The sequence below is a fragment of the Pseudomonas sp. R3-41 genome (assembly GCF_054161485.1).
The window spans coordinates 4,302,626-4,326,571 of record NZ_CP096421.1 but is presented as its reverse complement, the minus strand read 5'-3'; the positions used below and the strand labels follow the sequence as shown (position 1 = coordinate 4,326,571).

The following is a 23,946-nucleotide window of genomic DNA, read 5'->3' as shown; positions in this document are numbered from 1 at the left end:
CGCAGGGAGAACAAGCACGATGAGCGACGCCCCGGTAGTAGGCCATTACATCAACGGTCAGGTGCAGGACAGCGAAAGTCCGCGGTCCAGCAACGTCTTCAATCCGGCCACCGGTGCGGTGCAGGCGCGGGTGGCCCTGGCCGAACCGAGTACCGTCGACGCGGCGGTGGCCTCGGCGCTGGCGGCGTTCCCAGCCTGGTCCGAGCAGTCGTCATTGCGCCGTTCGCGGGTGATGTTCAAGTTCAAGGAACTGCTCGATCGTCACCACGACGAACTGGCCCAAATCATCAGCCGTGAACACGGCAAGGTGCTGTCCGATGCCCACGGCGAGGTCACCCGCGGCATCGAGATCGTCGAGTACGCCTGCGGTGCGCCGAACCTGCTCAAGACCTATTTCAGCGACAACATCGGTGGCGGCATCGACAACTGGAACCTGCGCCAGCCCCTGGGCGTTTGCGCCGGGGTCACGCCGTTCAATTTCCCGGTGATGGTGCCGCTGTGGATGATTCCCCTGGCGCTGGTTGCCGGCAACTGCTTCATCCTCAAGCCTTCGGAACGCGACCCGTCCGCCAGTTTGCTGATGGCCCGCTTGCTGACCGAAGCCGGCCTGCCGGACGGTGTGTTCAACGTGGTCCAGGGTGACAAAGTGGCGGTGGATGCGCTGTTGCAGCACCCGGACATCGAAGCGATTTCCTTTGTCGGCTCCACGCCCATCGCCGAGTACATCCACCAGCAGGGCACGGCCCACGGCAAGCGTGTGCAGGCCCTGGGCGGGGCCAAGAATCACATGATCGTCATGCCCGATGCCGACCTCGACCAGGCGGCGGACGCCTTGATCGGTGCCGCCTACGGCTCGGCCGGTGAACGCTGCATGGCCATTTCCATCGCCGTGGCAGTGGGCGACGTCGGCGACGAACTGATCGCTCGGCTGCTGCCGCGCATCGACCAGTTGAACGTCGGCAACGGCCAGCAACCCGGCACCGACATGGGGCCCCTGGTCACCGCCGAGCACAAGGCCAAGGTCGAAGGTTTCATCGATGCCGGCGTGGCCGAGGGCGCCCGGCTGATTGTCGACGGCCGAGGCTTCAAAGTGCCGGGGGCGGAGCAGGGGTTCTTTGTCGGGGCGACGCTGTTCGATCAGGTCACTGCCGAGATGAGCATCTATCAGCAAGAGATTTTCGGCCCGGTGCTGGGGATCGTGCGTGTGCCGGACTTCGCCACGGCGGTGGCGTTGATCAACGCCCATGAGTTCGGCAACGGCGTGTCGTGCTTCACCCGCGACGGCGGCATCGCCCGGGCGTTCGCCCGCAGTATCAAGGTCGGCATGGTGGGCATCAACGTGCCGATTCCGGTGCCCATGGCCTGGCATTCCTTTGGCGGCTGGAAGCGCTCGTTGTTCGGCGACCACCATGCCTACGGCGAGGAAGGCCTACGCTTCTACAGCCGCTATAAGAGCGTGATGCAGCGATGGCCCGACAGCATCGCCAAGGGCCCTGAATTCAGCATGCCGACTGCCCAATAACGCATTTTTCGAATGACTGCCGGAGGGAGAACAACAATGAACAAGCCCCTGCGTTTTGCCTTGAACCGAATGGTTGCCCCGCGCCTGTCACTGCCGGCATTCATCGACTTGGCCCTGGCGTTGAAAACCGATGCCATCGAGATTCGCAACGACCTGAAGGGTGTCGAGATCGAAGACGGCATGCCGCCGGCTCGCGTCCGTGAATTGTGCGAGGCCCGCGGCATCAAGGTGCTGTCGATCAACGCCCTGTACCCCTTCGATGTGTGGAACGAAGAGCGCCGCGCCCAGGCCGTGCGGCTGGCCGACTACGCCCGCGAGTGCGGCGCCGAGGGGCTGGTGATGTGCCCACTCAATGACCGCGCCGACCCGCGCAGCGAAGCCGAGCGTGCGGCTGGGCTGCGTACTGCCCTCAGTGAACTGGCACCGATCCTGCGCGCCTTCGGCATCTACGGTTTCATCGAGCCCCTGGGGTTCGAAGAGTGCTCGCTGCGTCGCAAGCGCACGGCGGTGGAAGCGATCAAGAGCATTGGCGGGCTGGATGTGTTCCGCCTGGTGCACGACACCTTCCACCATCATCTGGCCGGCGAGCAGGAGTTCTTCCCCGAACTGACCGGGCTGGTGCACATCTCCGGCGTCGAGGATGCCCAGGCACCTCTGGCGACGATTCGTGACGGCCACCGGGTGCTGGTGGGCAAGGCTGACATCCTTGGCAATGCCAAGCAGATCGAGGCGTTGCTCAGCGGCGGTTATGACGGCTACCTGTCTTTCGAGCCATTTGCCGAGAGCGTCCATGAGCTGGCCGACATTCGCCAGGCGTTGGGGGCGAGCATGAATCACCTGCAAAGCTCACGGGCCTGAGCCCGTTATCAACCTGATGAAGATCCCCCTTGTGGGAGCGGGCTTGCTCGCGAAGGCGGCAGTACATCCAACATTGATGTGACCTGACATACCGCTTTCGCGAGCAAGCCCGCTCCCACAGGGGAGTGAGCAAACCGCCAGATTTGCATTCCAGACAAGGTGCAAGCATGACCACAACACGACTGACCATGGCCCAGGCCTTGGTGAAATTCCTCGATAACCAGTACATCGAAGTCGATGGCGTCCAGAGCAAGTTCGTCGCCGGGGTCTTTACCATTTTCGGCCACGGCAACGTGCTGGGCCTGGGCCAGGCGCTGGAGCAGGACAGCGGCGACCTGGTGGTCCATCAGGGCCGCAACGAGCAGGGCATGGCCCATGCCGCCATCGGGTTTGCCAAGCAGCATCTGCGGCGCAAGATCTACGCCTGCAGTTCCTCGGTCGGCCCCGGTGCGGCGAACATGCTGACCGCCGCGGCCACCGCCACGGCCAACCGCATTCCGCTGCTGCTGTTGCCCGGCGATGTCTACGCCAGTCGCCAGCCGGACCCGGTGCTGCAACAGATCGAGCAGTTCCACGACCTGAGCATCAGCACCAACGATGCCTTCAAGGCCGTGAGCAAATACTGGGACCGCATCAACCGCCCCGAGCAATTGATGACCGCCGCGATTCACGCGATGCGGGTGCTGACCGACCCGGCCGAAACCGGCGCGGTGACCCTGGCGCTGCCCCAGGACGTGCAAGCCGAAGCCTACGACTACCCGGATTACTTCCTGCAAAAACGCGTGCACCGCATCGACCGCCGGCCGGCCACCGAAGCGATGCTCGGCGATGCCCTGGCGTTGCTCAAGGGCAAGCGCAAGCCGTTGGTCATCTGCGGTGGCGGCGTACGCTACTCCGGCGCCAACGCCGCGCTACAGGCGTTTGCCGAGCGCTTCGAGATTCCCTTTGCCGAGACCCAGGCGGGGAAAAGCGCGGTGGTGTCCAGCCATCCGCTGAACGTTGGCGGTGTCGGCGAAACCGGTTGCCTGGCGGCGAACCTGCTGGCCAAGAAAGCCGATCTGATCATCGGTATCGGCACCCGCTATAGCGATTTCACCACCGCGTCGAAATGGCTGTTCCAGCACCCGGATGTGCAGTTCCTCAACCTCAACATCAGCCCGTGCGATGCCTTGAAGCTCGACGGCGTGCAACTGTTGGCCGACGCCCGTTCGGGCCTGGAGGCCTTGTCGGCCGCGATGGGGGATTATCGTGCCGAATGGGGCGGGCAGGTTGCCGATGCGAAGGCCCAGCTCGACGCCGAAGTGGACCGTATCTACCAGGCGGATTACCAGGCTGAGGATTTCGTCCCGGAAATCAACGACCACATGGACCCGGCGGTGTTTCGCGAATTCATCGAGCTCACCGGTTCCTGCCTGACCCAGAGCCGCGTGCTCGGTACGCTCAACCAAGCCTTGGCGGATGACGCCATCATCGTCGCCGCCGCCGGCAGCCTGCCCGGCGATTTGCAGCGCAGCTGGCGCAGCAAGGGCGTCGACACTTATCACGTCGAGTACGGTTATTCGTGCATGGGCTACGAGGTCAATGCCGCCCTGGGCGTGAAGCTCGCCGAGCCGGACAAAGAGGTCTATGCGTTGGTGGGCGACGGCTCCTACATGATGCTGCATTCGGAACTGGCGACCTCGATCCAGGAGCGCCGCAAGATCAACGTGGTGCTGTTGGACAACATGACGTTCGGTTGCATCAACAACCTGCAAATGGAACACGGCATGGACAGCTTCGGTACCGAGTTCCGTTTCCGCAACTCCGAGACCGGCAAGCTCGACGGTGCCTTTGTGCCAGTGGATTTCGCCATGAGCGCGGCGGCCTACGGTTGCAAGACCTACAAGGTCAAGACGCTGGATGAGTTGCACGCGGCCCTGGCCGATGCGCGGCGCCAGACGGTCTCGACGCTGATCGACATCAAGGTTCTGCCCAAGACCATGATCCACAAATACCTGTCGTGGTGGCGGGTTGGCGTGGCGCAAGTGTCCACCAGCGCCCGCACCGATGCCGTCGCCAAAACCCTCAACGAACGACTGGCCAAGGCCCGTCAATACTGATTGCCCCAACCCTACGAAAGGAGTTCCAAATGTCTTTGAAGCTGGGCGTCATCGGCACCGGGGCCATCGGCCAGGACCATATCCGTCGTTGCAGCCAGACCTTGCTCAACAGCCAGGTGGTGGCGGTGACCGACATCAACCTCGCCCAGGCGGCGAAGGTGGTGGCCGACTTGAAATTGACCGCCGAGGTCTATCCCGACGGTCATGCATTGATCAAGGCGCCGGACGTGGAGGCGATCCTCGTCACCTCCTGGGGCCCGAGCCATGAAGAGTTCGTGCTGGCGGCAATTGCGGCGGGCAAGCCGGTGTTCTGTGAAAAGCCCCTGGCGGTCACGGCCGAAGGCTGCCGCAAGATCGTCGACGCCGAAGTGGCCCATGGCAAGCGCCTGGTGCAGGTCGGTTTCATGCGTCCGTACGATGAAGGCTATCGCGCGCTCAAGGCGGTGATCGACAGTGGCCAGATCGGTGAACCGCTGATGCTGCACTGCGCCCACCGCAACCCGAGCGTGGGCGAGAACTACAAGACCGACATGGCGATCACCGACACCTTGATTCATGAACTGGATGTGTTGCGCTGGCTGTTGGCCGATGACTACGTCTCGGTGCAAGTGGTGTTCCCCCGCAAGACCAGCAAGGCCCTGGCCCACCTGCGGGACCCGCAGATTGTCCTGCTGGAAACCGCCCGGGGCACGCGCATCGACGTCGAAGTGTTCGTCAACTGCCAGTACGGCTACGACATCCAATGCGAAGTGGTGGGGGAGACCGGCATCGCCAAGCTGCCGGAACCGTCCCAGGTGCAACTGCGCAGCGGCGCCAAGCTGTCCAATGCGATCCTGATGGATTGGAAGGACCGCTTCATCGCCGCCTACGACGTCGAGTTGCAGGCTTTCATCGATGGCGTGCGCGCCGGGCAAGTGGGCGGGCCGTCGGCCTGGGATGGGTTTGCCGCGGCGGTGGCGGCGGATGCTTGTGTCGAGGCGCAACAGAGTGGGCAGATCGTCAAGGTCGACTTGCCCGAGCGCCCACATTTTTACGGCTAGATTCATTCTCTGTGGGAGCGGGCTTGCTCGCGAAGGCGTAGTGTCAGTCGCTATCAATGCTAAATGTACCGCCGCCTTCGCGAGCAAGCCCGCTCCCACAGTCGGCTGCGTTCCCCTCAAAGGTACTCGGTCAAACTGTGGGAGCCGAGCTTGCTCGCGATGGTGGCGGTGGGTCAGCTTGCATTGATGTCGACTGGTACACCGCCATCGCGAGCAAGCTCAGCTCCCACAAGGGATTTGTGATGAGCAGAGTTCCCGCAGTCATCCGGGAACAAACTGTGGGAGCGAGCCTGCTCGCGATAGCGGTGGGTCAGTCAACGCAATGCTGGCTGATCCGCCGCCATCGCGAGCAAGCTCAGCTCCCACAAGGGATTTGTGGTGAGCAGAGTTCCCGCAGTCATCCGGGAACAAACTGTGGGAGCGAGCCTGCTCGCGATAGCGGTGGGTCAGTCAACGCAATGCTGGCTGATCCACCGCCATCGCGAGCAGGCTCGCTCCCACAGGGCCCGGCGTTATTTCCAGATAAGGAGCTTTCATGCGAATCGGACTAGTCGGCTACGGCAAGGGTGGGCGGTTCTTTCATGCGCCGCTGATCAGCAGCCTGCCAGGGGCTACGTTTGTCGGCGTGGTGACGCGGTCCGCCGAGCGCCGTCAACAATTGGCCAGCGATCACCCGGATGCCCAGGCCTTCGACACCCTCGAACAATTGGTGGCGGCCGGCGTCGATGCGGTGGTGGTGTCCACCCCTTTGGACGGTCGCCCGGCCATTGTGATGCAGGCCATCGAACTCGGCGTGGCGGTGGTCAGCGACAAACCATTCGCCCCTGACGCCGCCCAGGCCGAGGCCATGGTGTTGGCCGCCGAACAACGCGGCGTGCCGCTGAGCGTGTACCAGAACCGTCGCTGGGATTCGGATTTCCTGACCTTGCGCAAACTGCTGGCCTCTGGTGCCCTCGGGCAAATCATCCGTTTTGAATCCAGCGTCGAGCGTTATTCGCCAACGTCGGTGGGCAAAGGCAGCGGCGGCGGGTTTCTGCGCGACCTCGGCAGCCATCTGGTGGACCAGGCGCTGCAATTGTTCGGCCCGGTGGTGCGGGTCTACGCCGAGCTGGATTATCGGCAGCCGGACCAGGTGTTCGACAACGGTTTCTTCATGTCCCTGACCCATGCCAGCGGCGTGATTTCCCACTTGAGCGGCAATTGCGTGCAAAACGCAGCGCGCCCGCGTTTTCGGGTCAACGGCACCCAGGGCTGCTACACCGTCGAAGGCCTGGATGGGCAAGAGGCCCAGGCGCTGGCCGGCTTGAGCCCGGCGACCGAGGGCGAACGCTGGGGGGCGGAAGAACATCGACGCTGGGGCTGGTTCGAACACGGCACCGAGCGCGAGCGAGTGACTTCCGAACGTGGCTGCTGGCTGGCGTTCTACCAACAACTGCAAAGCGCGTTGCAGGACGCTGGCCCGCTGCCGGTGGAGGCCCGTGACGCGTTGGCCACCACGCGCCTCCTCGATGCGGCCAGGCAGAGTGCCGAGCAGGGCGAAGTGGTGTGTTTATCCGCGCCTGTGGGACATGGAATAAAAAACGAATAAAATTCTAAAATTAGTTGATATGGAAAATATTTTCCAATAAAGTCGATTCCAGGTTACCGACAACCCTGTCTGCCTCCCGCCAAGCCAACCTTGAACGGACGACAGACGAAACAAAAACAAGAAACACAGCTAGGTACCGTCGATGAAAACCTTCAGCCGCTCTGCGTTTCACCTGCCACATCTGCTGCGCCTGTCCGCAGTCCTCCCCCTGTTCGAATCCCTTTGTATCCAGCGCAAGGGCGCCATGGTCTGTTGCATGCCCGGTGCGCCTATCGTGCGCTTGCCCCGTTCCTGATCCGTCACGCCTTATCCATAAAACCAACAAAAAAGTGGAGAAAGACCGTTCATGAAGACCAAGACCCGTATCGCCTCGCTGGCCCTGTCGTTGATGCTCACCAGCGGCGCTGCCCTGGCGGACCTGAAGATCGGCGTCAGCATGTCCCAATTCGATGACACCTGGTTGACCTACCTGCGCGAGTCCATGGACAAGAAGGCCAAGTCCTTGCCCGATGGCGTCACCCTGCAGTTCGAAGACGCGCGCAGTGACGTGGTCAAGCAACTGAGCCAGGTGGAAAGCTTCATCAGCCAGAAGGTCGATGCGCTCATCGTCAACCCGGTGGACACCGCCGCGACCCAGCGCATCACCAAGGCCGCGGTGGCTGCCGGTATCCCACTGGTGTACGTCAACCGCCGCCCGGACGATCCGAAATTGCCGGAAGGGGTGGTCACCGTGGCCTCCGATGACCTCGAAGCCGGGCGCATGCAGATGCAATACCTGGCCGACAAGATGGGCGGCAAGGGCGACATCGTGATCCTGTTGGGTGACCTGGCGAACAATTCCACCACCAACCGCACCAAGGGCGTCAAGGAAGTGCTGGCCAAGTACCCGGGCATCAAGATCGAACAGGAACAGACCGGTATCTGGTCGCGGGACAAGGGTATGACCCTGGTCAACGACTGGCTGACCCAAGGCCGCGAGTTCAACGCGGTGGTGTCCAACAACGACGAAATGGCCATCGGCGCGGCCATGGCCCTCAAGCAAGCGGGTAAAGAGAAAGGCAGCGTATTGATTGCCGGGGTCGATGGCACGCCGGACGGTTTGAACGCCATCAAGAAAGGCCAAATGGCGGTCTCGGTGTTCCAGGACGCCAAGGGCCAGGCCGATGGCTCCATCGACACGGCGGTCAAAATGGCCAAGGGCGAGAAAATGGCGTCCGTCGTGGTGCCGTACCGCTTGATCACGCCGGACAACGTCGATCAGTTCAAGTGACGTTCAACCCGGTCCCACCACAACAATAAGCAGGCAAGGTTGCAACGCCACCTTGCCGAGGGAGTACCTGATCATGTTCGCTTCAGCGACTGCTTCGAGCGCCCCGGCCATGACTTTCCAGCCGGACGTATTACTTGATGAGCCGTACCTGCTGGAAGTCGTCAACGTCAGCAAGGGCTTTCCCGGTGTGGTGGCCTTGTCCGATGTTCAACTGCGGGTGCGCCCCGGCTCCGTGCTGGCCCTGATGGGTGAAAACGGTGCGGGCAAATCCACCTTGATGAAGATCATCGCCGGCATCTACCAGCCGGACGCCGGCGAACTGCGCCTGCGCGGCAAACCGGTGACGTTCGACACGCCGCTGGCGGCGTTGCAGGCCGGCATCGCGATGATCCATCAGGAACTGAACCTGATGCCCCACATGAGCATCGCCGAAAACATCTGGATCGGCCGCGAGCAGCTCAACGGCCTGCACATGGTCGACCATGGCGAAATGCACCGCTGCACCGCCCGGCTGCTGGAGCGCCTGCGCATCAAGCTCGACCCCGAGGAGCAGGTGGGCAACCTGAGCATTGCCGAGCGGCAGATGGTGGAGATTGCCAAGGCGGTCTCGTATGACTCCGACATCCTGATCATGGACGAGCCGACTTCGGCCATCACCGAGACCGAAGTCGCCCACCTGTTCTCGATCATTGCCGACCTCAAGTCCCAGGGCAAAGGCATCATCTACATCACCCATAAGATGAACGAAGTGTTTGCCATCGCCGATGAAGTGGCGGTGTTTCGCGACGGCGCCTATATCGGCCTGCAACGGGCCGACAGCATGGACGGCGACAGCCTGATCTCGATGATGGTCGGGCGTGAGCTGAGCCAATTGTTCCCGGTGCGCGAGCAACCCATCGGTGAGTTGGTGCTGTCGGTGCGCGACCTGAGCCTGGACGGCATCTTCAAAGGCGTGTCCTTCGACCTGCATGCCGGGGAGATCCTGGGGATCGCCGGGTTGATGGGCTCGGGCCGGACCAACGTGGCCGAAGCGATTTTCGGCGTGACCCCGAGCACCGGCGGCGAAATCCTCCTGGACGGCCAACCGGTGCGCATCACCGACCCGCACATGGCCATCGAAAAAGGCTTCGCGCTGTTGACCGAGGACCGCAAGCTAAGTGGCCTGTTCCCGTGCCTGTCGGTGCTGGAAAACATGGAGATGGCCGTGCTGCCCCATTACGTCGGCAACGGCTTCATCCAACAGAAAGCCCTGCGCGCCTTGTGCGAGGACATGTGCAAGAAGCTGCGGGTCAAGACCCCGTCGCTGGAACAGTGCATCGACACCTTGTCCGGCGGCAACCAGCAGAAAGCCTTGCTGGCGCGCTGGTTGATGACCAATCCACGCATCCTGATCCTCGACGAGCCGACCCGCGGCATCGATGTCGGCGCCAAGGCCGAGATCTACCGGCTCATCGCCTATCTCGCCAGCGAAGGCATGGCGGTGATCATGATTTCCTCGGAACTGCCGGAAGTATTGGGCATGAGCGACCGGGTCATGGTGATGCACGAAGGCGACCTGATGGGCACGCTCGACCGCAGCGAAGCGACCCAGGAACGCGTGATGCAACTGGCCTCGGGCCTGTCCTGATGCCTTTTGGCTCAGGTAAATAAAGTCGAGCAAAAATGTGGCGAGGGAGCTTGCTCCCGCTGGGGCGCGAAGCGGCCCTGTGTCGGCTCGCAATACGGCCCAGCGGAGCAAGTTCCCTGGCCACGGATCAAAAAAGGTGATTGGCTATGAACGCGATACTGGAAAACAAACCCGCGGCAGCACCGAACAGGACCCGGCGGCGGTTGCCGACGGAACTGAGCATCTTCCTGGTGCTGATCGGCATCGGCCTGGTGTTCGAAATGTTCGGCTGGATCATGCGTGACCAGAGTTTCCTGATGAACTCCCAGCGCCTGGTGCTGATGATCTTGCAAGTGTCGATCATCGGCCTGCTGGCCATCGGCGTGACCCAGGTGATCATTACCACCGGCATCGACCTGTCGTCCGGCTCGGTGCTGGCGCTGTCGGCGATGATCGCCGCCAGCCTGGCCCAGACCTCGGACTTCGCCCGGGCGGTGTTTCCCTCGCTGACGGACTTGCCGGTGTGGATACCCGTGGTGGCGGGGCTTGGGGTCGGGCTGCTGGCCGGGGCGATCAATGGCAGCATCATCGCCATTACCGGCATCCCGCCGTTCATCGCCACCCTCGGCATGATGGTCTCGGCCCGTGGCCTGGCACGCTACTACACCGAAGGCCAGCCGGTGAGCATGCTGTCCGATTCCTATACCGCCATTGGCCATGGCGCGATGCCGGTGATCATCTTCCTGGTGGTGGCGGTGATCTTCCACATTGCCCTGCGCTACACCAAGTACGGCAAGTACACCTACGCCATTGGCGGCAACATGCAGGCGGCGCGCACATCGGGCATCAACGTCAAGCGCCACTTGGTGATCGTCTACAGCATTGCCGGGTTGCTGGCGGGGCTGGCCGGCGTGGTGGCCTCGGCGCGGGCGGCGACCGGGCAGGCGGGCATGGGCATGTCCTATGAGCTGGACGCGATTGCGGCGGCGGTGATCGGCGGCACCAGCCTGGCGGGTGGGGTGGGGCGCATCACCGGGACGGTGATCGGGGCGCTGATCCTCGGGGTGATGGCCAGCGGTTTTACCTTCGTCGGGGTCGATGCCTACATCCAGGACATCATCAAGGGCTTGATCATCGTGGTGGCGGTGGTCATCGACCAGTACCGCAACAAGCGCAAACTCAAGCGCTGATAGCCGAAAGTTGCGACAAAGCGCCACGCCTGACCCGCGTGGCGTTGCCATTTGTCTTCTTAATACAGCAATTGCACCGAATTTCTTGTTATAAACGCACTCCGATGACTGCCAAAAGCCTGTCAGAGAACATTTGAGGGGGTTGTCGGACATTTTCCCTATGTTTTCAGTTGCTGAGGCCTCGACTCGGCCTTAGACTGCCGCCCCTCGTAAATTGAGTGCCGGGTGGCGCTTGGAATAGACGGCGCCTTTCCCGATGAGCGTGGCAGCTGCGCTGCGGGACGCTCCATAATTCGCCTTAATGCACGTTTTTTTATAGAGAAATCAATGACAAAGGAAAAGTTGCTGGCCATGCCGGCGGATGATTACATGAATGCCGAGCAGCTGGCTTTCTTCACCAAGCTGTTGCAGAACATGAAAGTCGAAACCCACGAGCGCATCGAACAGAACCGAATCGCCATTGAGAGCCTGGACACCCCGGCCGACCCGGCGGACGCTGCTTCCGTAGAAGAAGAGCGTACCTGGCTGGTCAACGCCATCGATCGCGACCAGCGCATGCTGCCTCAACTGGAGCAGGCCCTGGACCGTATCAACGACGACAGCTTCGGCTGGTGCGACGACAGCGGCGAGCCGATCGGCCTCAAGCGCCTGCTGATCAGCCCGACCACCAAGTACTGCATCGAAGCCCAGGAACGTCACGAACAAATCGACAAGCACCAGCGTCAGGCCTGATTCGCGTTGTTCAAAAAGATCGCGACCTTTTGACGAAGGCCGCGATCTTTTGCTTTCGCCGGTACCTGTTCGTCTACTCCCGTTGACCTGCTGCAAGAACACGACTAATGGACCATGGATAATGGCTCGGTAGTGGCGTTTAATGCGGTCATAACAACGAGAATGTGGGTGACGAACATGGCGACAGACGGAACGCTGGTGGGTGCGGTGCCGGCCTCGGTAGCCGAAACGAAAGGCGCGGCGCGCTGGCTGACGCCGACCTTGCAGAGTCTGGCCCTGGCCTTGCTGCTGTGCGGCATGGCCTTGGGCGGCTGGTCGCTGTACTTGGGCCTGCCGCTGGTGATGCTGATCGTCTGGTTGCCGCGCCTGCGTTCACGCGTGGCCGCGGCAGCCGCACCCAGCACCGACACCCTGGCCGAGTTGACCCGCGACTTGTCCTACACCACCAGCCATAACGCCCTGTCGGCCGCCGGTGTTGCCTATTCGGTCAAGCAACTGGCCGGCAAGGTCCAGTCCCAACTCGATGCGGCGGCGCAGATCGTCAGCAATGCCGAATCGATGATCGCCACTGAACAGGCCACTTCACAACTCAGTCAGCAAGCCCTGGGCGCCGCCAGCGAGGCCCATCGCAGCAGCGTGGCCGGGCGCAGCGAACTGGTGGAGTCCATCAGCCGCATGCACCAGCTCAGCCAGCGGGCGAATGACAGCCGGGAATTGATCGAAGCCCTGAGCGTACGCAGCGATGAAATCCAGCGGGTCAGCCTGGTGATCCAATCGATCGCCAGCCAGACCAACCTGCTGGCGCTGAACGCGGCCATCGAGGCGGCCCGGGCCGGTGAGCATGGCCGTGGGTTCGCGGTGGTGGCCGATGAAGTTCGCGGCCTGGCCGGGCGTACCGCCGCGGCAACCGGCGAAGTCGGGGTGATGGTGGCCGACATCCAGCAGCGCACCGCCCAGGTGGTGGAGCAGATCCGCCAACTGGCCGCCGACCTGGACAGTGGTGTGCAGCAGGTCGAGCACACCGGCCAGCACCTGGAGAACATCGCCCGCCTTGCAGAAGGGGTTGAAACCCAGGTCGGTGCCATTGCCCAGGGCACTGACACCAATCGCGAACAACTCGACTGCCTGTTCCACGCCATCGAGCAGATGCGCAGCGACCTGTCCATCAGCGACCAGCAGACCCAGCGCCTGGCCGAGGCGGCGGTGCAGATGGAAGGCCAGGCCGAAACCATCAGCGAACGCCTGGCCGAGGTGGGCCTCGACGATTATCACCAGCGGGTCTACGACCTCGCGCGGGAAGGGGCAAGCCAGATCGCCGCGCAGTTCGAGGCCGATATCGACCAGGGCCGTGTCAGCCTCGAGGACTTGTTCGACCGTAACTATCAACCGATCCCCAATACCCAGCCGGCCAAATACCAGACACGCTTCGACCGCTACACCGACCAGGTCATGCCCGCCATCCAGGAACCGCTGCTGGCCCGTCACGAGGGCCTGGTGTTTGCGATTGCCTGCACCCAGCAGGGTTATGTGCCGACCCACAATAAGGTCTTCAGCCAGCCGCTGACCGGCGATCCCCAGGTGGACACGCTGAATAACCGCACCAAGCGCAAGTTCTCCGATCGCACCGGGATCCGCTGCGGCAGCCACCAGCAACCGGTGCTGTTGCAGACCTACACCCGGGACACGGGGGAGTTGATGCATGACCTGTCCGTGCCAATCATGCTCAAGGGGCGTCATTGGGGCGGCTTGCGCTTGGGCTACAAACCCGAGAAGCCGCGCTAGACCTCAGCGCCACGGATGTGACAAGGAAGCTTTTGTGGCGAGGGAGCTTGCTCCCGCTGGGCTGCGCAGCAGCCCCAAAGGCTGACCCTCCTCAACCTGACCCACCGAGGCGGCAGGTCCAAGGGCTGCTGCGCACCCCAGCGGGAGCAAGCTCCCTCGCCACAAGAGCGGTGGTGAATGCTATTAATGGGCCTTGCCGCTACTTGCCGTCGTGCAGGCGCACATTCAGTTGGTCCACCAGCACCGCTTCTTCGCCGTCTGCGAGCAGCCATTCCTGGAGCAGCGCTTTCTGCTGGTCCGACCAGAAATCAGCTTCCACCAGCTTGATTTCCGGGGACAGTGGGTGGGCCACGATAAAATCGTCAATGGCCTTGCCATCGGAGGGCAGGCCGAGTTGGTCGAACAGGGTCTTGAGGTCGTGGGAAGGCTGTTCCATGGGAGTCTCCTCTGGTCGGCGCCGTCATGGCGCGTCTGTGCTTCCTTTATCTGAGGCAAGCGCTTATCAGGAGTTCGATTGGAATCAGGCTTTCAAGGCGCCTTCGTCCACGGCGGCCTTCAGCGCCCTGGCTGCTTCCCTGGCGGCCTCGGCGGCGACTTGCGAAGTCTTGAACCAGCGATCCTTTTCCACCTGGTGGCAGGTGACAGTGGTTAACGGTGGTTTGGCACGCATTACAATGACCGCTTGGAACTCGCCTTCGACTTCCCTGGCCTCGCCCCGGATAAAAAATTCGCCAATATCAAATTCCGTCACGTCGCGCCTGCTCCTCAAAATCATTATGGGTGCGCGATCCGCCATTGGACGACGATCTTCGCTGGACGGGCAGTATGGCAGCAGTTGCCCGTCGGCGGCTGAGTTAAGTCATGGACGAGGCATTCAGGCGCTCTGTTCGAGACGCCTGGCCAGGTGACAGGCCTCGTTATGGTCGGTTCGGAATCCTCTTACACGTCCAGTCGATGTTTCTTCTATATGAAAAAAACACTTGCCGGCCAGGACTACCCGGTAACGCGGTTGAATCAACGAAATTGACAGGCGATCGACACCGTCAAAGCTGTTGGCTGCTCCAGCGATGCATGGGGCGAAGGGGTGGGTCAGGGGAGGGAAAGCGATCATTATGAATTCCTTTTCATGATTTACCGACGAATTGCCGGTGACTTCGAGTAGTCTCCACGCCTTGAGCTGCTCTAGAATCGGCAGAGCCGTGTGGACGGTTGCGCCTATCTAAAGCAATTTTTTTTGGGCTCGATGTCAGAAAAATGCTTTTTTAAGTGAGAAATTTCCCTAAAGTTAGTAGTCCCATCTTTTCCGATGCTCAGAGTGGCGTTTTCCTTCAGCCTCTGGCGACTCCCCGGGAAAGACGGCGAGAGCGGCAACCTTTAGTCTGCTCTCGGCCCGGGACAGGGCGCGCCGTTCATTTCGAATTTCAGTGACAGGTCCATTACGACATTACAGTCGGTACGGGTTCTCGTGGTCCGTCCTTTGCGCGGGGCGGGTCTTTTTCAAAGATGGGGATGTTTCCTTGGCAGTAAGTAATCTCGACATGCATGCGTTATTTGTACTTGGTGACCTGCGGGCAAAACTGGTCAAACAATTCCAGTCACGTTTCGTCTACATCACCGAGCAGACCGCCGAAGGTATTTATGTTGCCGAAATCGACACCGAATCGGCCCTGGTAGTCGATGACAAACCCAGGCTGGAGCTCAAAGTCGGTGATCATTTTCGCGCGGCGGTATTGCCCAGTCGCGAAGGCGGCAAGTTTGAAATCCGCTTTCGCGAAATCAAGCTGACGGTCTATGGCCTTGGCGATTACGCCTTCGTCATGACTCCCGGTGGCCAGGCCATCCTGTTCAAGGAAGGCCACAGCGTAGTGACCGTGTTCGCGGCCAATGAACAGCTGCAGGAAGGCTTGACCAAGACCTTGAAAGCGGTAACCGCCAAGGCCGCCAAGTGGCGCAAGGGCGAACTGGTCACTTTCAAGGCCAGTGAGTGACCGTTTCGGCGCCTGTGCACCCAAACCGCTGACAGTTTCGCAAGATCTCGCTGGAACCTCGGCTACAGTCAATTGACTGAACTATTCAGGGGCTTGCGTTTCGTTACGCAGGGCCGTTCAGGGATTGCTGTTATCTGGCACGAGGTGCAAAGCATGAGACGAGTTCGACAGTGGCTGGCTGCCTGGGCCACCTTCGCTGTGTTGGTTTCACCCCTTCCGGCGTCGGCCGCCACAGCGCCGATCCACTTTGCCGACTTGAACTGGGAAAGCGGCAGCCTGATCACCGATATCCTGCGGGTCATCGTCGAAAAGGGCTATGGATTGCAGACCGACACCTTGCCCGGCACCACCATCACCCTGGAAACCGCCCTGGCCAATAACGATATCCAGGTGATCGGCGAGGAGTGGGCCGGCCGCAGCCCGGTGTGGGTCAAGGCCGAGGCCGAAGGCAAGGTGGTCGCCTTGGGCGATACGGTCAAAGGCGCGACCGAAGGCTGGTGGGTGCCCGAGTATGTCATCAAGGGCGACCCGGCCAAGGGCATCAAGCCCCTGGCGCCAGACCTGCGCAGCGTCGAGGACCTGGCGCGCTACAAGCACGTGTTCAAGGACCCGGAAAGCCCCGACAAGGGCCGCTTTCTCAACAGCCCCATCGGTTGGACCTCCGAGGTGGTCAACAAGCAGAAGCTCAAGGCCTATGGCCTGTCCGACAGCTACGTGAATTTTCGCAGCGGCTCGGGGGCGGCGCTGGATGCGGAAATCAGCTCGACGATCCGCCGGGGCAAGCCGATCCTGTTTTACTACTGGTCGCCCACGCCGCTGCTCGGGCGCTTCAAGCTGGTGCAGTTGCAAGAGCCGCCTTTCGATGCCGAGGCCTGGAAAACCCTGACCGACGCCGACAACCCCAACCCGAAGCCGACCCGCTCGCTGGCCTCGAAACTGTCGATTGGCGTCTCCGCACCGTTCCAGAAGCAATACCCGGACATTGCCGAGTTCTTCAGCAAGGTCGACTTGCCCATCGAGCCGTTGAACAAGGCCCTGGCCGACATGAGCGAGAAACGCACGCCACCCCGTGAAGCCGCCGAGGCGTTCCTCAAGGCCCATCCTGAGGTCTGGCAGGCCTGGCTGCCCAAGGACGTCGCCGACAAGGTGTCCGCCGGTCTGTAGCGAGTACGTCAGTCAATTGAACAGTTGATCCTGGGCAAGTCGTCATTCGCTGAAAACTGGCAACCTGCGCCCGTCCAGCGAAATGCCAAATTCGAGCTAGGATGATTGTTCAACCTTTTTGAGGAGGCTGGCGAATGACGCTTTTATTGGCTCGGTCGCTGGTCGCAGTGTTTGCGACCATCAGCTTGATTCATTTGTATTGGGCCCTGGGCGGGCGGTGGGCGGCCCTGGCGGTGGTGCCCCAGGTGCCGGTGAAGCAGGGGGACGCGTTGCGACCGGCGTTCGACCCCTCGGGCTGGCTGACGTTGCTGGTGGCCCTGGCGCTGCTGATGATTGCGCTGCTGGTATGCCTGCGGGTCGGCCTGCTCGCCCAGCCGGTCACCCATCGGGCGTTGCAGTGGCTGATCAGCGCGATTGCCTTGCTGATGTTCGCCCGAGCCATTGGCGAGTCGGAGTTGGTGGGTTTCTTCAAGGAGGTCAAGGGCTCGACCTTCGCCAGGCTCGACACCTGGGTCTACTCGCCGTTGTGCGTGGTGCTCGGGGCCGGATTGTTGACGGTGGCGTGGGCCTGACTCACGCCGTCACCCGGCCGAACACAGTTGTGGCGAGGGAGCTTGCTCCCGCTGGAGGGCGCAGCCCTCCTAAAAAGCTGAACACAAGTCAGCCTGACACACCGAGGTGACAGGTCCAAGGGCTGCTGCGCACCCCAGCGGGAGCGAGCTCCCTCGCCACAAAAGCTGTACCGGCGCGAGATACCTGTCAGTCGGTCCGGCGGCTACTCACTTCGGCCGGCACATCATCCCCCGCCATGCGCTTGCGGAACAGTGCCGCCCGGGCCAGCAGCAGGGTGGTCACCGGTACCGTGATCGACAGCAGGATCGGGATCAGCCAGGCGTGCAACACCGGCCCGGACTTGAGCGCCGAAAAATAGATGATCGAGGCCAATGCCACGCACCAGGCGCCCAATGTGGAGGCCAGGGCCGGTGGGTGCATGCGCTGGAAATAATCCTTCAAGCGCACCAGGCCGATCGCCCCGGCCAGGGCGAAAAAGCTGCTGAGTACCAGCAGGATCGCCACCGGGAGTTCCACCCACATCGACAGTTCGCCGGTCATTCGATCACCTCGCCACGCAACAGGAACTTGGCCAGGGCAAACGAGCCGACAAAGCCGAACAGGGCGATCAGCAGCGCCGCCTCGAAATAGGTGTCACTGGCATATCGGATGCCCAGCACCAGCATCATCAGCATCGCCACGATGTACAGGTAGTCCAGGGCCAGTACCCGATCCTGGGCCGAGGGTCCCTTGAACAGTCGCCACAGGGTCAACACCATCGCCAGGGAGAGCAGGAACAGGCTCAACAGGATCGCATTGGACAGCAACGGGCTCATTCGAAAATCTCCATCAAGGGGCGCTCGTAGGTGGCCTTGAAGTGCGCGATGAATGACGCCTCGTCCGGCAGGTCGAACACGTGCAGCAACAGGATGCTGCGATCCAGGGCCAGTTCCGACCAGACGGTCCCGGGAACCACCGTGGTGATCATCGACAGCGCGGCCAGGCCGTTGGCATCGCGCAGGTCCAGCGGCACCTTGATGAATCGCGAGCGAGGCGGGCGGCGGGCGGCGTTCAGCACCCCCCAGGCCACCGCCAGGTTGGACACCAGCACGTCGCGGCCCACCAGCAGGAACAGGCGCAACACCACCCACGGCCGGCGGATACGGATGGGCCGTGGGCGCAACGGACGCATCAGCAACGGCGCCAGGAACCCCAATGCAGCACCCATCAGCAGATGGCCGGCGCTGACGGACACGTTCAGCACCAGCCACAGCAGCCACAACGCCAGGGACAACCACGGGGCGGGAAACAGGCGCTTCATGGCTGTACCTCCCGCAACGCGGCGCGGGCTTCGGGGTTGGGCACGGCGCGGGTGGCGAGTACCGACATCACGTAATGTTCCGGAGTGTTCAACGCGTCGGCGGCCGACTGGGTATAGCGCAGCAACGGCTCGGCCTTGAAGGTCAGGGCGATGCCCAGGCCCAGCAGTACGACGATCGGCAGGCATTCGAACGGCCGCAGCAACGGTGACGGGCGTTCCTGAGGTGTCCAGAAGCGTTGGATGCCCAGGCGCGAGAAGGCGATCAGTGAGGCCAGCCCCGAGAGGATCAGCAGCGCCAACAAGCCCCACGCCTGGTTCGACACCGGCGCCCCGGCACTGGCGCCGAATCCTTGGGGATTGAGCAAGGCGCTCAGCAGGCTCAGCTTGCCGATGAACCCCGAGAGCGGCGGCATGCCGATGATCAACAGCGCACAAAAGATAAAGCTCAAGCCGAGGAAGGCCATGGTCCAGGGAATCACTTGGCCGACCACGGCTTTCTGCTCGTCATCGAGGTTGATGCCCTTGGGCGGCTGCAAGGATTCCAACGGCCGCGGCAAAGTGTCGAAGTCGTCGTCCAGGGACAGTTCATTGGCCGAGCGCGAACGTTCGATCAGCTCCGCCAGCAAGAACAGCGCGCAGAGCGCCAAGGTTGAGCTCACTAGGTAGAACAGCGCCGCGCCCACCAGGTTCGGTTGGGCGAAGCCGATGGCCGACAACAGGATCCCCGCCGAAACCAGGATGCTCAGGCTCGCCATGCGCTCCAGGCGTTGGGCCGCGAGAATGGCGATGGCGGCGCAGACGATGGTCGCCATGCCGCCGTAGACCAGCCAGTCGGCGCCGAAATACGCCGAGGCGCCGGCCTGGCCGGAGAACAGCAGCGTCCACAGGCGCAGGATCGTGTAGACGCCGACCTTGGTCATGATTGCAAACAGCGCCGCCACCGGTGCGCTGGCGGCGCTGTAGGCCGGCACCAGCCAGAAGTTCAGCGGCCACATGCCGGCCTTGGCCAGGAACGCCACCGCGAGGATGCCGGCGCCGGCGTGCAACAAGCCGCGGTCGGCCTCCGGCACCAGCGGGATCTTCAGGGCCAGGTCGGCCATGTTCAATGTGCCGGTGACGCCATAGATCAGCGCCGCGCCGATCAGGAATAACGACGACGCCAAAAGGTTGATGGAAATGTAATGCAGGCCCGAGGACACCCGCGCCCGGCCCGAACCGTGCAGCATCAAGCCATAGGAAGCCGCCAGCAGCACTTCGAAGAACACGAACAGGTTGAACAGGTCCGCGGTCAGGAAGGCGCCGTAGAGGCCCATCAGCTGGATCTGGAACAACGCATGGAAACTGGCACCGGCGCGGTCCCAGCGGGCCATGGCGAAGAGCAGGGCGCTGACGCCGATGATTCCGGTCAGGACCAGCATCAGCGCCGACAGGCGATCGACCACCAGGACGATGCCGAACGGCGCCTGCCAGTTGCCCGGCAGGTACACACCAATGGACGCGGGCAGGGCCTGGTCCTGGGTCCAGCGCAGCAACAGCACGGCGATGCCCAGGCCCAGCAGGCTGGACAACAGATTGATCCGGGCCTTGAGCGGGCGGTGCTTCTCGCCCAGCATCAGCATCAACGCGGCGGTCAGCAGCGGCAGCAGGATGGGCGCGGCGATCAGATGAGGCGTCAACATCATTCCTTGGGCTCCCGACCGTCCACGTGGTCGGTACCGGTCAGCCCCCGGGAGGCCAACAGCACCACCAGGAACAGCGCGGTCATGGCGAAGCTGATCACGATGGCGGTCAGCACCAGTGCCTGGGGCAGCGGGTCGGTGTAGTGCAGAAGATCCTGGGGCACGCCGTCCTTGATGATCGGCTCCTTGCCGATGAACAGGCTGCCCATGCTGAAGATGAACAGGTTGACGCCGTAGGATAGCAGGCACAGGCCCATGACCACCTGGAAGGTCCGTGGCCGCAACACCAGCCAGACACCCGAGGCGGCCAGTACGCCGATTGCGATTGCGATGACTTCTTCCATCAGGCGGTGGCTCCTTTGACGGCGGCGACGGGTTTGGGTTGCAGGCCCGGTTTATGGGCCCGGACCGACTGGTGCGCCAGGGCGGTGAGGATCAACAGGGTGGAACCGACCACCACCGCGTACACGCCGATATCGAAGAACAGCGCGCTGGCCAGGTGGATATCCCCCAGCAGCGGCAGTTCGAAATGCCAGGTGTGGGTGGTCAGGAACGGATACCCCACGGCCATCGCCCCCAGGCCGGTGGCGGTGGCGAACAACAGCCCGGTGCCCATCCAGCGCAGCGGTCGCAGGCTCATTTGCGCCTCGACCCACTGAGTGCCGGCGACCATGTATTGGAGGATGAACGCGACGGACATCACCAGCCCGGCCACGAAGCCGCCACCGGGTTGATTGTGGCCGCGCATGAACAGGTAGAACGACACCACCAGGGCGATCGGCAGCAGCAGGCGCACCAGCACCGACGGCACCATCATGAAACCCAGGGCGGTATCGCTGGCATGGCGCGGGTTGACCAGGTCGGTGACCACGTCCGGCGCCAACAGGCGCTGTTGCGCCGGTAGCTGCATGCTTTCCTTCGGTGGACGGAAGCGTCGCAACAGGGCGAACACCGCCAGGGCCACCGCCACCAGCACGGTGATTTCCCCCAGGGTGTCGAAGCCCCGGAAATCCACCAGCATCACGTTGACCACGTTGCTGCCGCCGCCTTCGGGCAAGGCCCGGCTCAAGTAGAACGACGAAATGTCGTTGGGCGTCTGCCGCGTAAGCATCGCATAGGACAACAGCGCCATGCCGCCGCCGACGGCGATGGACAGCAGCAAGTCCCGCACGCGCCGGATACGCGCCCGCCGCTCGCTGTTGGGCAGCGGCGAGACGTCCTCGATCCGCCGTGGCAGCCAGCGCAGTCCCAGCAGGATCAGCACCGTGGTGACCACCTCCACCACCAGTTGCGTCAAGGCCAGGTCAGGGGCAGAGAACCAGACAAAGGTCACGCAGGTCATCAGGCCGCAGACGCTGACCATGGTCAGGGCCGCGAGCCGGTGATACTTGGCCTGCCAGGCCGCGCCCAGGGCGCAGGCGATCGCCAGCAGCCAAAGGGTCACGAAGACGATGGAGCCGGGAATCTTCGGCCGGTCGCCCCAGGCCAGCGTGCTGTGCAACATCGGGATAAGCCCGGCCAATACTGCCGCCAGCACCAGGAAAAACAGTTGGGCTTGCAGGCGCCGGGTGCTGATCCTGCGCTCCAGTCGCCGGCCCTGGCGCATCATCAACACCAGGCAGCGCTCGAACAGGCGCTTGCCGCTGAGCCGGCCAATGAACGGCGGGTGCTTGATGTGCCCTTGGCGCAATTGCTTGCGCAGCAACAGGTACAGGACGATGCCGCCGGACATCGCCACCAGGCTCATGATCATCGGCGCGTTCAGGCCGTGCCAGATCGCCAGGCTGTATTCCGGCAGCGTGCCGCCCACCACCGGCAACGCGGCGGCGGCAAGCAACGAGCCGACCACCTGGGCCGGAAAGATCCCCACCAACAGGCAGGTGAACACCAGCAACTCCACTGGCGCGCGCATCCAGCGTGGCGGTTCGTGGGGAGTATGGGGCAGGTCGCTGGCGGTGGGGCCGAAGAACACGTCCACGGTGAAGCGCAGGGAGTAGGCGACGCTGAACGTCCCGGCGATGGTGGCGATGATCGGCAGCGCCAGCTCGACCCAGGCCGTGGCGGAAATAAATACGGTCTCGGCGAAAAACATTTCCTTGGACAGGAAACCATTGAGCAGCGGCACCCCGGCCATCGCCGCGCTGGCGACCATCGCCAGGGTCGCGGTGAACGGAATCAGCCGCACCAGGCCGCTGAGCTTGCGAATGTCCCGGGTGCCGCTTTCGTGGTCGATGATCCCGGCGGCCATGAACAGCGACGCCTTGAACGTGGCGTGGTTGAGAATATGGAACACCGCCGCCACGGCCGCCAGCGGACTGTTCAGGCCCAGCAGCAGGGTGATCAGCCCGAGGTGGCTGATGGTGGAGTAGGCCAAAAGACCCTTGAGGTCATTCTGGAACATCGCGCAGTAAGCGCCCAGCAGCAACGTACAGGCCCCCGCGCCGCTGACGATGTAGAACCATTCTTCACTGCCCGACAGCGACGGCCATAACCGCGCCAACAGGAACACCCCGGCCTTGACCATGGTCGCCGAGTGCAGGTACGCCGACACCGGCGTGGGGGCGGCCATGGCGTGGGGGAGCCAGAAATGAAAAGGGAACTGAGCGCTTTTGCTCAATGCGCCGATCAGGATCAGCGGCAGCAGGATGGGGTAGAGGGCGTGGTCACGAATCAGGTTGCCGGCGGCCAGGACCTTGTCCAGGTCATAGCTGCCCACCACATGGCCAAGCAGCATCACCCCGGCCAGCAGGCAAAGCCCACCGGCACCGGTGACCATCAACGCCATATACGCACCGCGCCGGGCGTCGGCACGGTGATGCCAGTAGCCGATCAGCAGAAACGAGAACAGGCTGGTCAGTTCCCAGAAAAACACCATCTGGATCAGGTTGCCGGAGATCACCAACCCGAGCATGGCGCCCATGAACGCCAGGAAAAAGGCAAAGAAGCGTGGCACTGGGTCGTCCGGCGACATGTAGTAGCGGGCGTACAGCGACACCAGCGTGCCGATGCCCAGCACCAGCAACGAAAACAGCCAAGCGAAACCGTCCAGGCGCAGCACGAAATCCAGGCCCAGGCTGGGCAGCCATGTGTAGCGCTCGGTGATCACGCCACCGTCGGCGATCTGCGGGTACAGCAAGGCCACCTGAACCGTGCCGGCCAGGGCGACGAGGCCGGCCAGCAGTGATTCGGCGTTACGGGCGTTATGCGGCAGCAGCGCCGCGACACAGCTGCCGATGAAGGGCAAAAGCAATAGAACTATCAGTGACATAGGCTTCTATTCGGCGGAAGGTTGTGAGGGATCATACGTGGCGTATTCCCGATCACCAACCGCAAGGGTGTCGCAGAATCCTACAAGGTAGGTGGAGTTTTCTGACTTTGCGTGTTTGGGTCAGCGGACACCGCTCAGGAATCAGCACGCGTATTGGAGCCGTTGGGGCGAGGTCTTGCGCAATGTCGCGCTTATCCCTGTGGCGAGGGAGCTTGCTCCCGCTGGGCTACGCAGTAGCCCCGAGACCAGTCACCCGGGTGTGTCAGGTTGATTGCATTCGGCTTCCT

The 23,946-nt window shown here is 62.5% G+C and carries 22 protein-coding genes; 14 read left to right on the top strand and 8 right to left on the bottom strand.

The annotated features are described in order from the left end of the window. Positions 1 to 19: 19 nt before the first annotated feature. From M1D99_RS18475 to M1D99_RS18425, 11 genes are all read left to right on the top strand, one after another. On the top strand, positions 20 to 1,522 hold the full coding sequence (locus tag M1D99_RS18475; RefSeq protein ID WP_434570937.1) for a CoA-acylating methylmalonate-semialdehyde dehydrogenase: 1,503 nt from the start codon (positions 20 to 22) through the stop codon (positions 1,520 to 1,522). A 36-nt stretch (positions 1,523 to 1,558) separates the two neighbouring features. Continuing rightward, entirely contained in the window at positions 1,559 to 2,380 is an 822-nt protein-coding gene (locus tag M1D99_RS18470; RefSeq protein ID WP_434570936.1) for a TIM barrel protein, read from the top strand. A gap of 167 nt (positions 2,381 to 2,547) precedes the next feature. Beyond that, positions 2,548 to 4,479 carry a 3D-(3,5/4)-trihydroxycyclohexane-1,2-dione acylhydrolase (decyclizing) gene (gene iolD / locus M1D99_RS18465; protein ID WP_458130572.1) on the top strand — a complete coding sequence of 644 codons (1,932 nt, stop codon included), beginning with the start codon at positions 2,548 to 2,550 and terminating at the stop codon, positions 4,477 to 4,479. Positions 4,480 to 4,508: 29 nt separating this feature from the next. After that, on the top strand, positions 4,509 to 5,519 hold the full coding sequence (locus M1D99_RS18460; protein ID WP_186710412.1) for a Gfo/Idh/MocA family protein: 1,011 nt from the start codon (positions 4,509 to 4,511) through the stop codon (positions 5,517 to 5,519). 535 nt (positions 5,520 to 6,054) lie between these two features. Beyond that, complete coding sequence (locus tag M1D99_RS18455) at positions 6,055 to 7,107, top strand: Gfo/Idh/MocA family protein (RefSeq protein ID WP_186710410.1); 1,053 nt, start codon at positions 6,055 to 6,057, stop codon at positions 7,105 to 7,107. A 142-nt stretch (positions 7,108 to 7,249) separates the two neighbouring features. Continuing rightward, positions 7,250 to 7,402 (top strand): hypothetical protein, encoded by a 153-nt coding sequence (locus M1D99_RS18450; RefSeq protein WP_186710408.1) that lies wholly within the window; start codon positions 7,250 to 7,252, stop codon positions 7,400 to 7,402. 51 nt (positions 7,403 to 7,453) lie between these two features. Next, the gene (locus M1D99_RS18445) at positions 7,454 to 8,377 is read left to right on the top strand and encodes a sugar ABC transporter substrate-binding protein (protein WP_434570928.1); all 924 of its coding nucleotides are present in this window, start codon (positions 7,454 to 7,456) and stop codon (positions 8,375 to 8,377) included. A gap of 73 nt (positions 8,378 to 8,450) precedes the next feature. Then, the gene (locus M1D99_RS18440; RefSeq protein ID WP_186729056.1) at positions 8,451 to 10,004 is read left to right on the top strand and encodes a sugar ABC transporter ATP-binding protein; all 1,554 of its coding nucleotides are present in this window, start codon (positions 8,451 to 8,453) and stop codon (positions 10,002 to 10,004) included. 146 nt (positions 10,005 to 10,150) lie between these two features. Beyond that, positions 10,151 to 11,173: an ABC transporter permease gene (locus M1D99_RS18435; RefSeq protein ID WP_186710404.1), complete on the top strand. Its 1,023-nt coding sequence runs from the start codon at positions 10,151 to 10,153 to the stop codon at positions 11,171 to 11,173. A 327-nt stretch (positions 11,174 to 11,500) separates the two neighbouring features. Next, positions 11,501 to 11,905 carry a TraR/DksA family transcriptional regulator gene (locus M1D99_RS18430; RefSeq protein WP_003202859.1) on the top strand — a complete coding sequence of 135 codons (405 nt, stop codon included), beginning with the start codon at positions 11,501 to 11,503 and terminating at the stop codon, positions 11,903 to 11,905. A 177-nt stretch (positions 11,906 to 12,082) separates the two neighbouring features. Beyond that, positions 12,083 to 13,687 carry a methyl-accepting chemotaxis protein gene (locus M1D99_RS18425; RefSeq protein ID WP_458130571.1) on the top strand — a complete coding sequence of 535 codons (1,605 nt, stop codon included), beginning with the start codon at positions 12,083 to 12,085 and terminating at the stop codon, positions 13,685 to 13,687. A gap of 199 nt (positions 13,688 to 13,886) precedes the next feature. On the opposite strand, the gene M1D99_RS18420 is transcribed toward M1D99_RS18425, so the two are convergent. Together M1D99_RS18420 and M1D99_RS18415 are read right to left on the bottom strand one after the other, a co-directional pair. After that, the gene (locus M1D99_RS18420; protein ID WP_434570924.1) at positions 13,887 to 14,123 is read right to left on the bottom strand and encodes a DUF2789 family protein; all 237 of its coding nucleotides are present in this window, start codon (positions 14,121 to 14,123) and stop codon (positions 13,887 to 13,889) included. 84 nt (positions 14,124 to 14,207) lie between these two features. Then, positions 14,208 to 14,438 carry a hypothetical protein gene (locus tag M1D99_RS18415; RefSeq protein WP_186707341.1) on the bottom strand — a complete coding sequence of 77 codons (231 nt, stop codon included), beginning with the start codon at positions 14,436 to 14,438 and terminating at the stop codon, positions 14,208 to 14,210. A gap of 787 nt (positions 14,439 to 15,225) precedes the next feature. On the opposite strand from M1D99_RS18415, the gene M1D99_RS18410 reads away from it, so the two are divergent. From M1D99_RS18410 to M1D99_RS18400, 3 genes are all read left to right on the top strand, one after another. After that, positions 15,226 to 15,675 carry a hypothetical protein gene (locus M1D99_RS18410; protein WP_458130570.1) on the top strand — a complete coding sequence of 150 codons (450 nt, stop codon included), beginning with the start codon at positions 15,226 to 15,228 and terminating at the stop codon, positions 15,673 to 15,675. 153 nt (positions 15,676 to 15,828) lie between these two features. Beyond that, the gene (locus tag M1D99_RS18405; protein ID WP_434570918.1) at positions 15,829 to 16,839 is read left to right on the top strand and encodes an ABC transporter substrate-binding protein; all 1,011 of its coding nucleotides are present in this window, start codon (positions 15,829 to 15,831) and stop codon (positions 16,837 to 16,839) included. Positions 16,840 to 16,973: 134 nt separating this feature from the next. Next, entirely contained in the window at positions 16,974 to 17,411 is a 438-nt protein-coding gene (locus tag M1D99_RS18400) for a DUF3995 domain-containing protein (RefSeq protein ID WP_434570916.1), read from the top strand. Between the two features lie 187 nt (positions 17,412 to 17,598). Here M1D99_RS18400 and M1D99_RS18395 read toward each other — a convergent pair whose 3' ends face one another. The 6 genes from M1D99_RS18395 to M1D99_RS18370 are packed head-to-tail and all read right to left on the bottom strand — an operon-like array spanning position 17,599 to position 23,659. Beyond that, on the bottom strand, positions 17,599 to 17,952 hold the full coding sequence (locus M1D99_RS18395; protein ID WP_458130569.1) for a Na+/H+ antiporter subunit G: 354 nt from the start codon (positions 17,950 to 17,952) through the stop codon (positions 17,599 to 17,601). Then, positions 17,949 to 18,227, bottom strand: a complete 279-nt coding sequence (locus M1D99_RS18390) for a K+/H+ antiporter subunit F (protein ID WP_018612749.1) — start codon at positions 18,225 to 18,227, stop codon at positions 17,949 to 17,951. Before M1D99_RS18390 ends, M1D99_RS18395 begins: the two co-directional genes overlap by 4 nt. After that, positions 18,224 to 18,712 carry a Na+/H+ antiporter subunit E gene (locus M1D99_RS18385; protein WP_186707345.1) on the bottom strand — a complete coding sequence of 163 codons (489 nt, stop codon included), beginning with the start codon at positions 18,710 to 18,712 and terminating at the stop codon, positions 18,224 to 18,226. The genes M1D99_RS18390 and M1D99_RS18385 overlap by 4 nt, the downstream gene beginning before the upstream one ends. Continuing rightward, complete coding sequence (locus M1D99_RS18380; RefSeq protein ID WP_186707346.1) at positions 18,709 to 20,394, bottom strand: monovalent cation/H+ antiporter subunit D; 1,686 nt, start codon at positions 20,392 to 20,394, stop codon at positions 18,709 to 18,711. Before M1D99_RS18380 ends, M1D99_RS18385 begins: the two co-directional genes overlap by 4 nt. Further along, positions 20,391 to 20,735, bottom strand: coding sequence for a Na+/H+ antiporter subunit C (locus M1D99_RS18375; protein WP_003202835.1), 345 nt, complete (start codon positions 20,733 to 20,735; stop codon positions 20,391 to 20,393). The genes M1D99_RS18380 and M1D99_RS18375 overlap by 4 nt, the downstream gene beginning before the upstream one ends. After that, the gene (locus M1D99_RS18370) at positions 20,735 to 23,659 is read right to left on the bottom strand and encodes a monovalent cation/H+ antiporter subunit A (protein ID WP_458130568.1); all 2,925 of its coding nucleotides are present in this window, start codon (positions 23,657 to 23,659) and stop codon (positions 20,735 to 20,737) included. Before M1D99_RS18370 ends, M1D99_RS18375 begins: the two co-directional genes overlap by 1 nt. Positions 23,660 to 23,946: the final 287 nt, after the last annotated feature.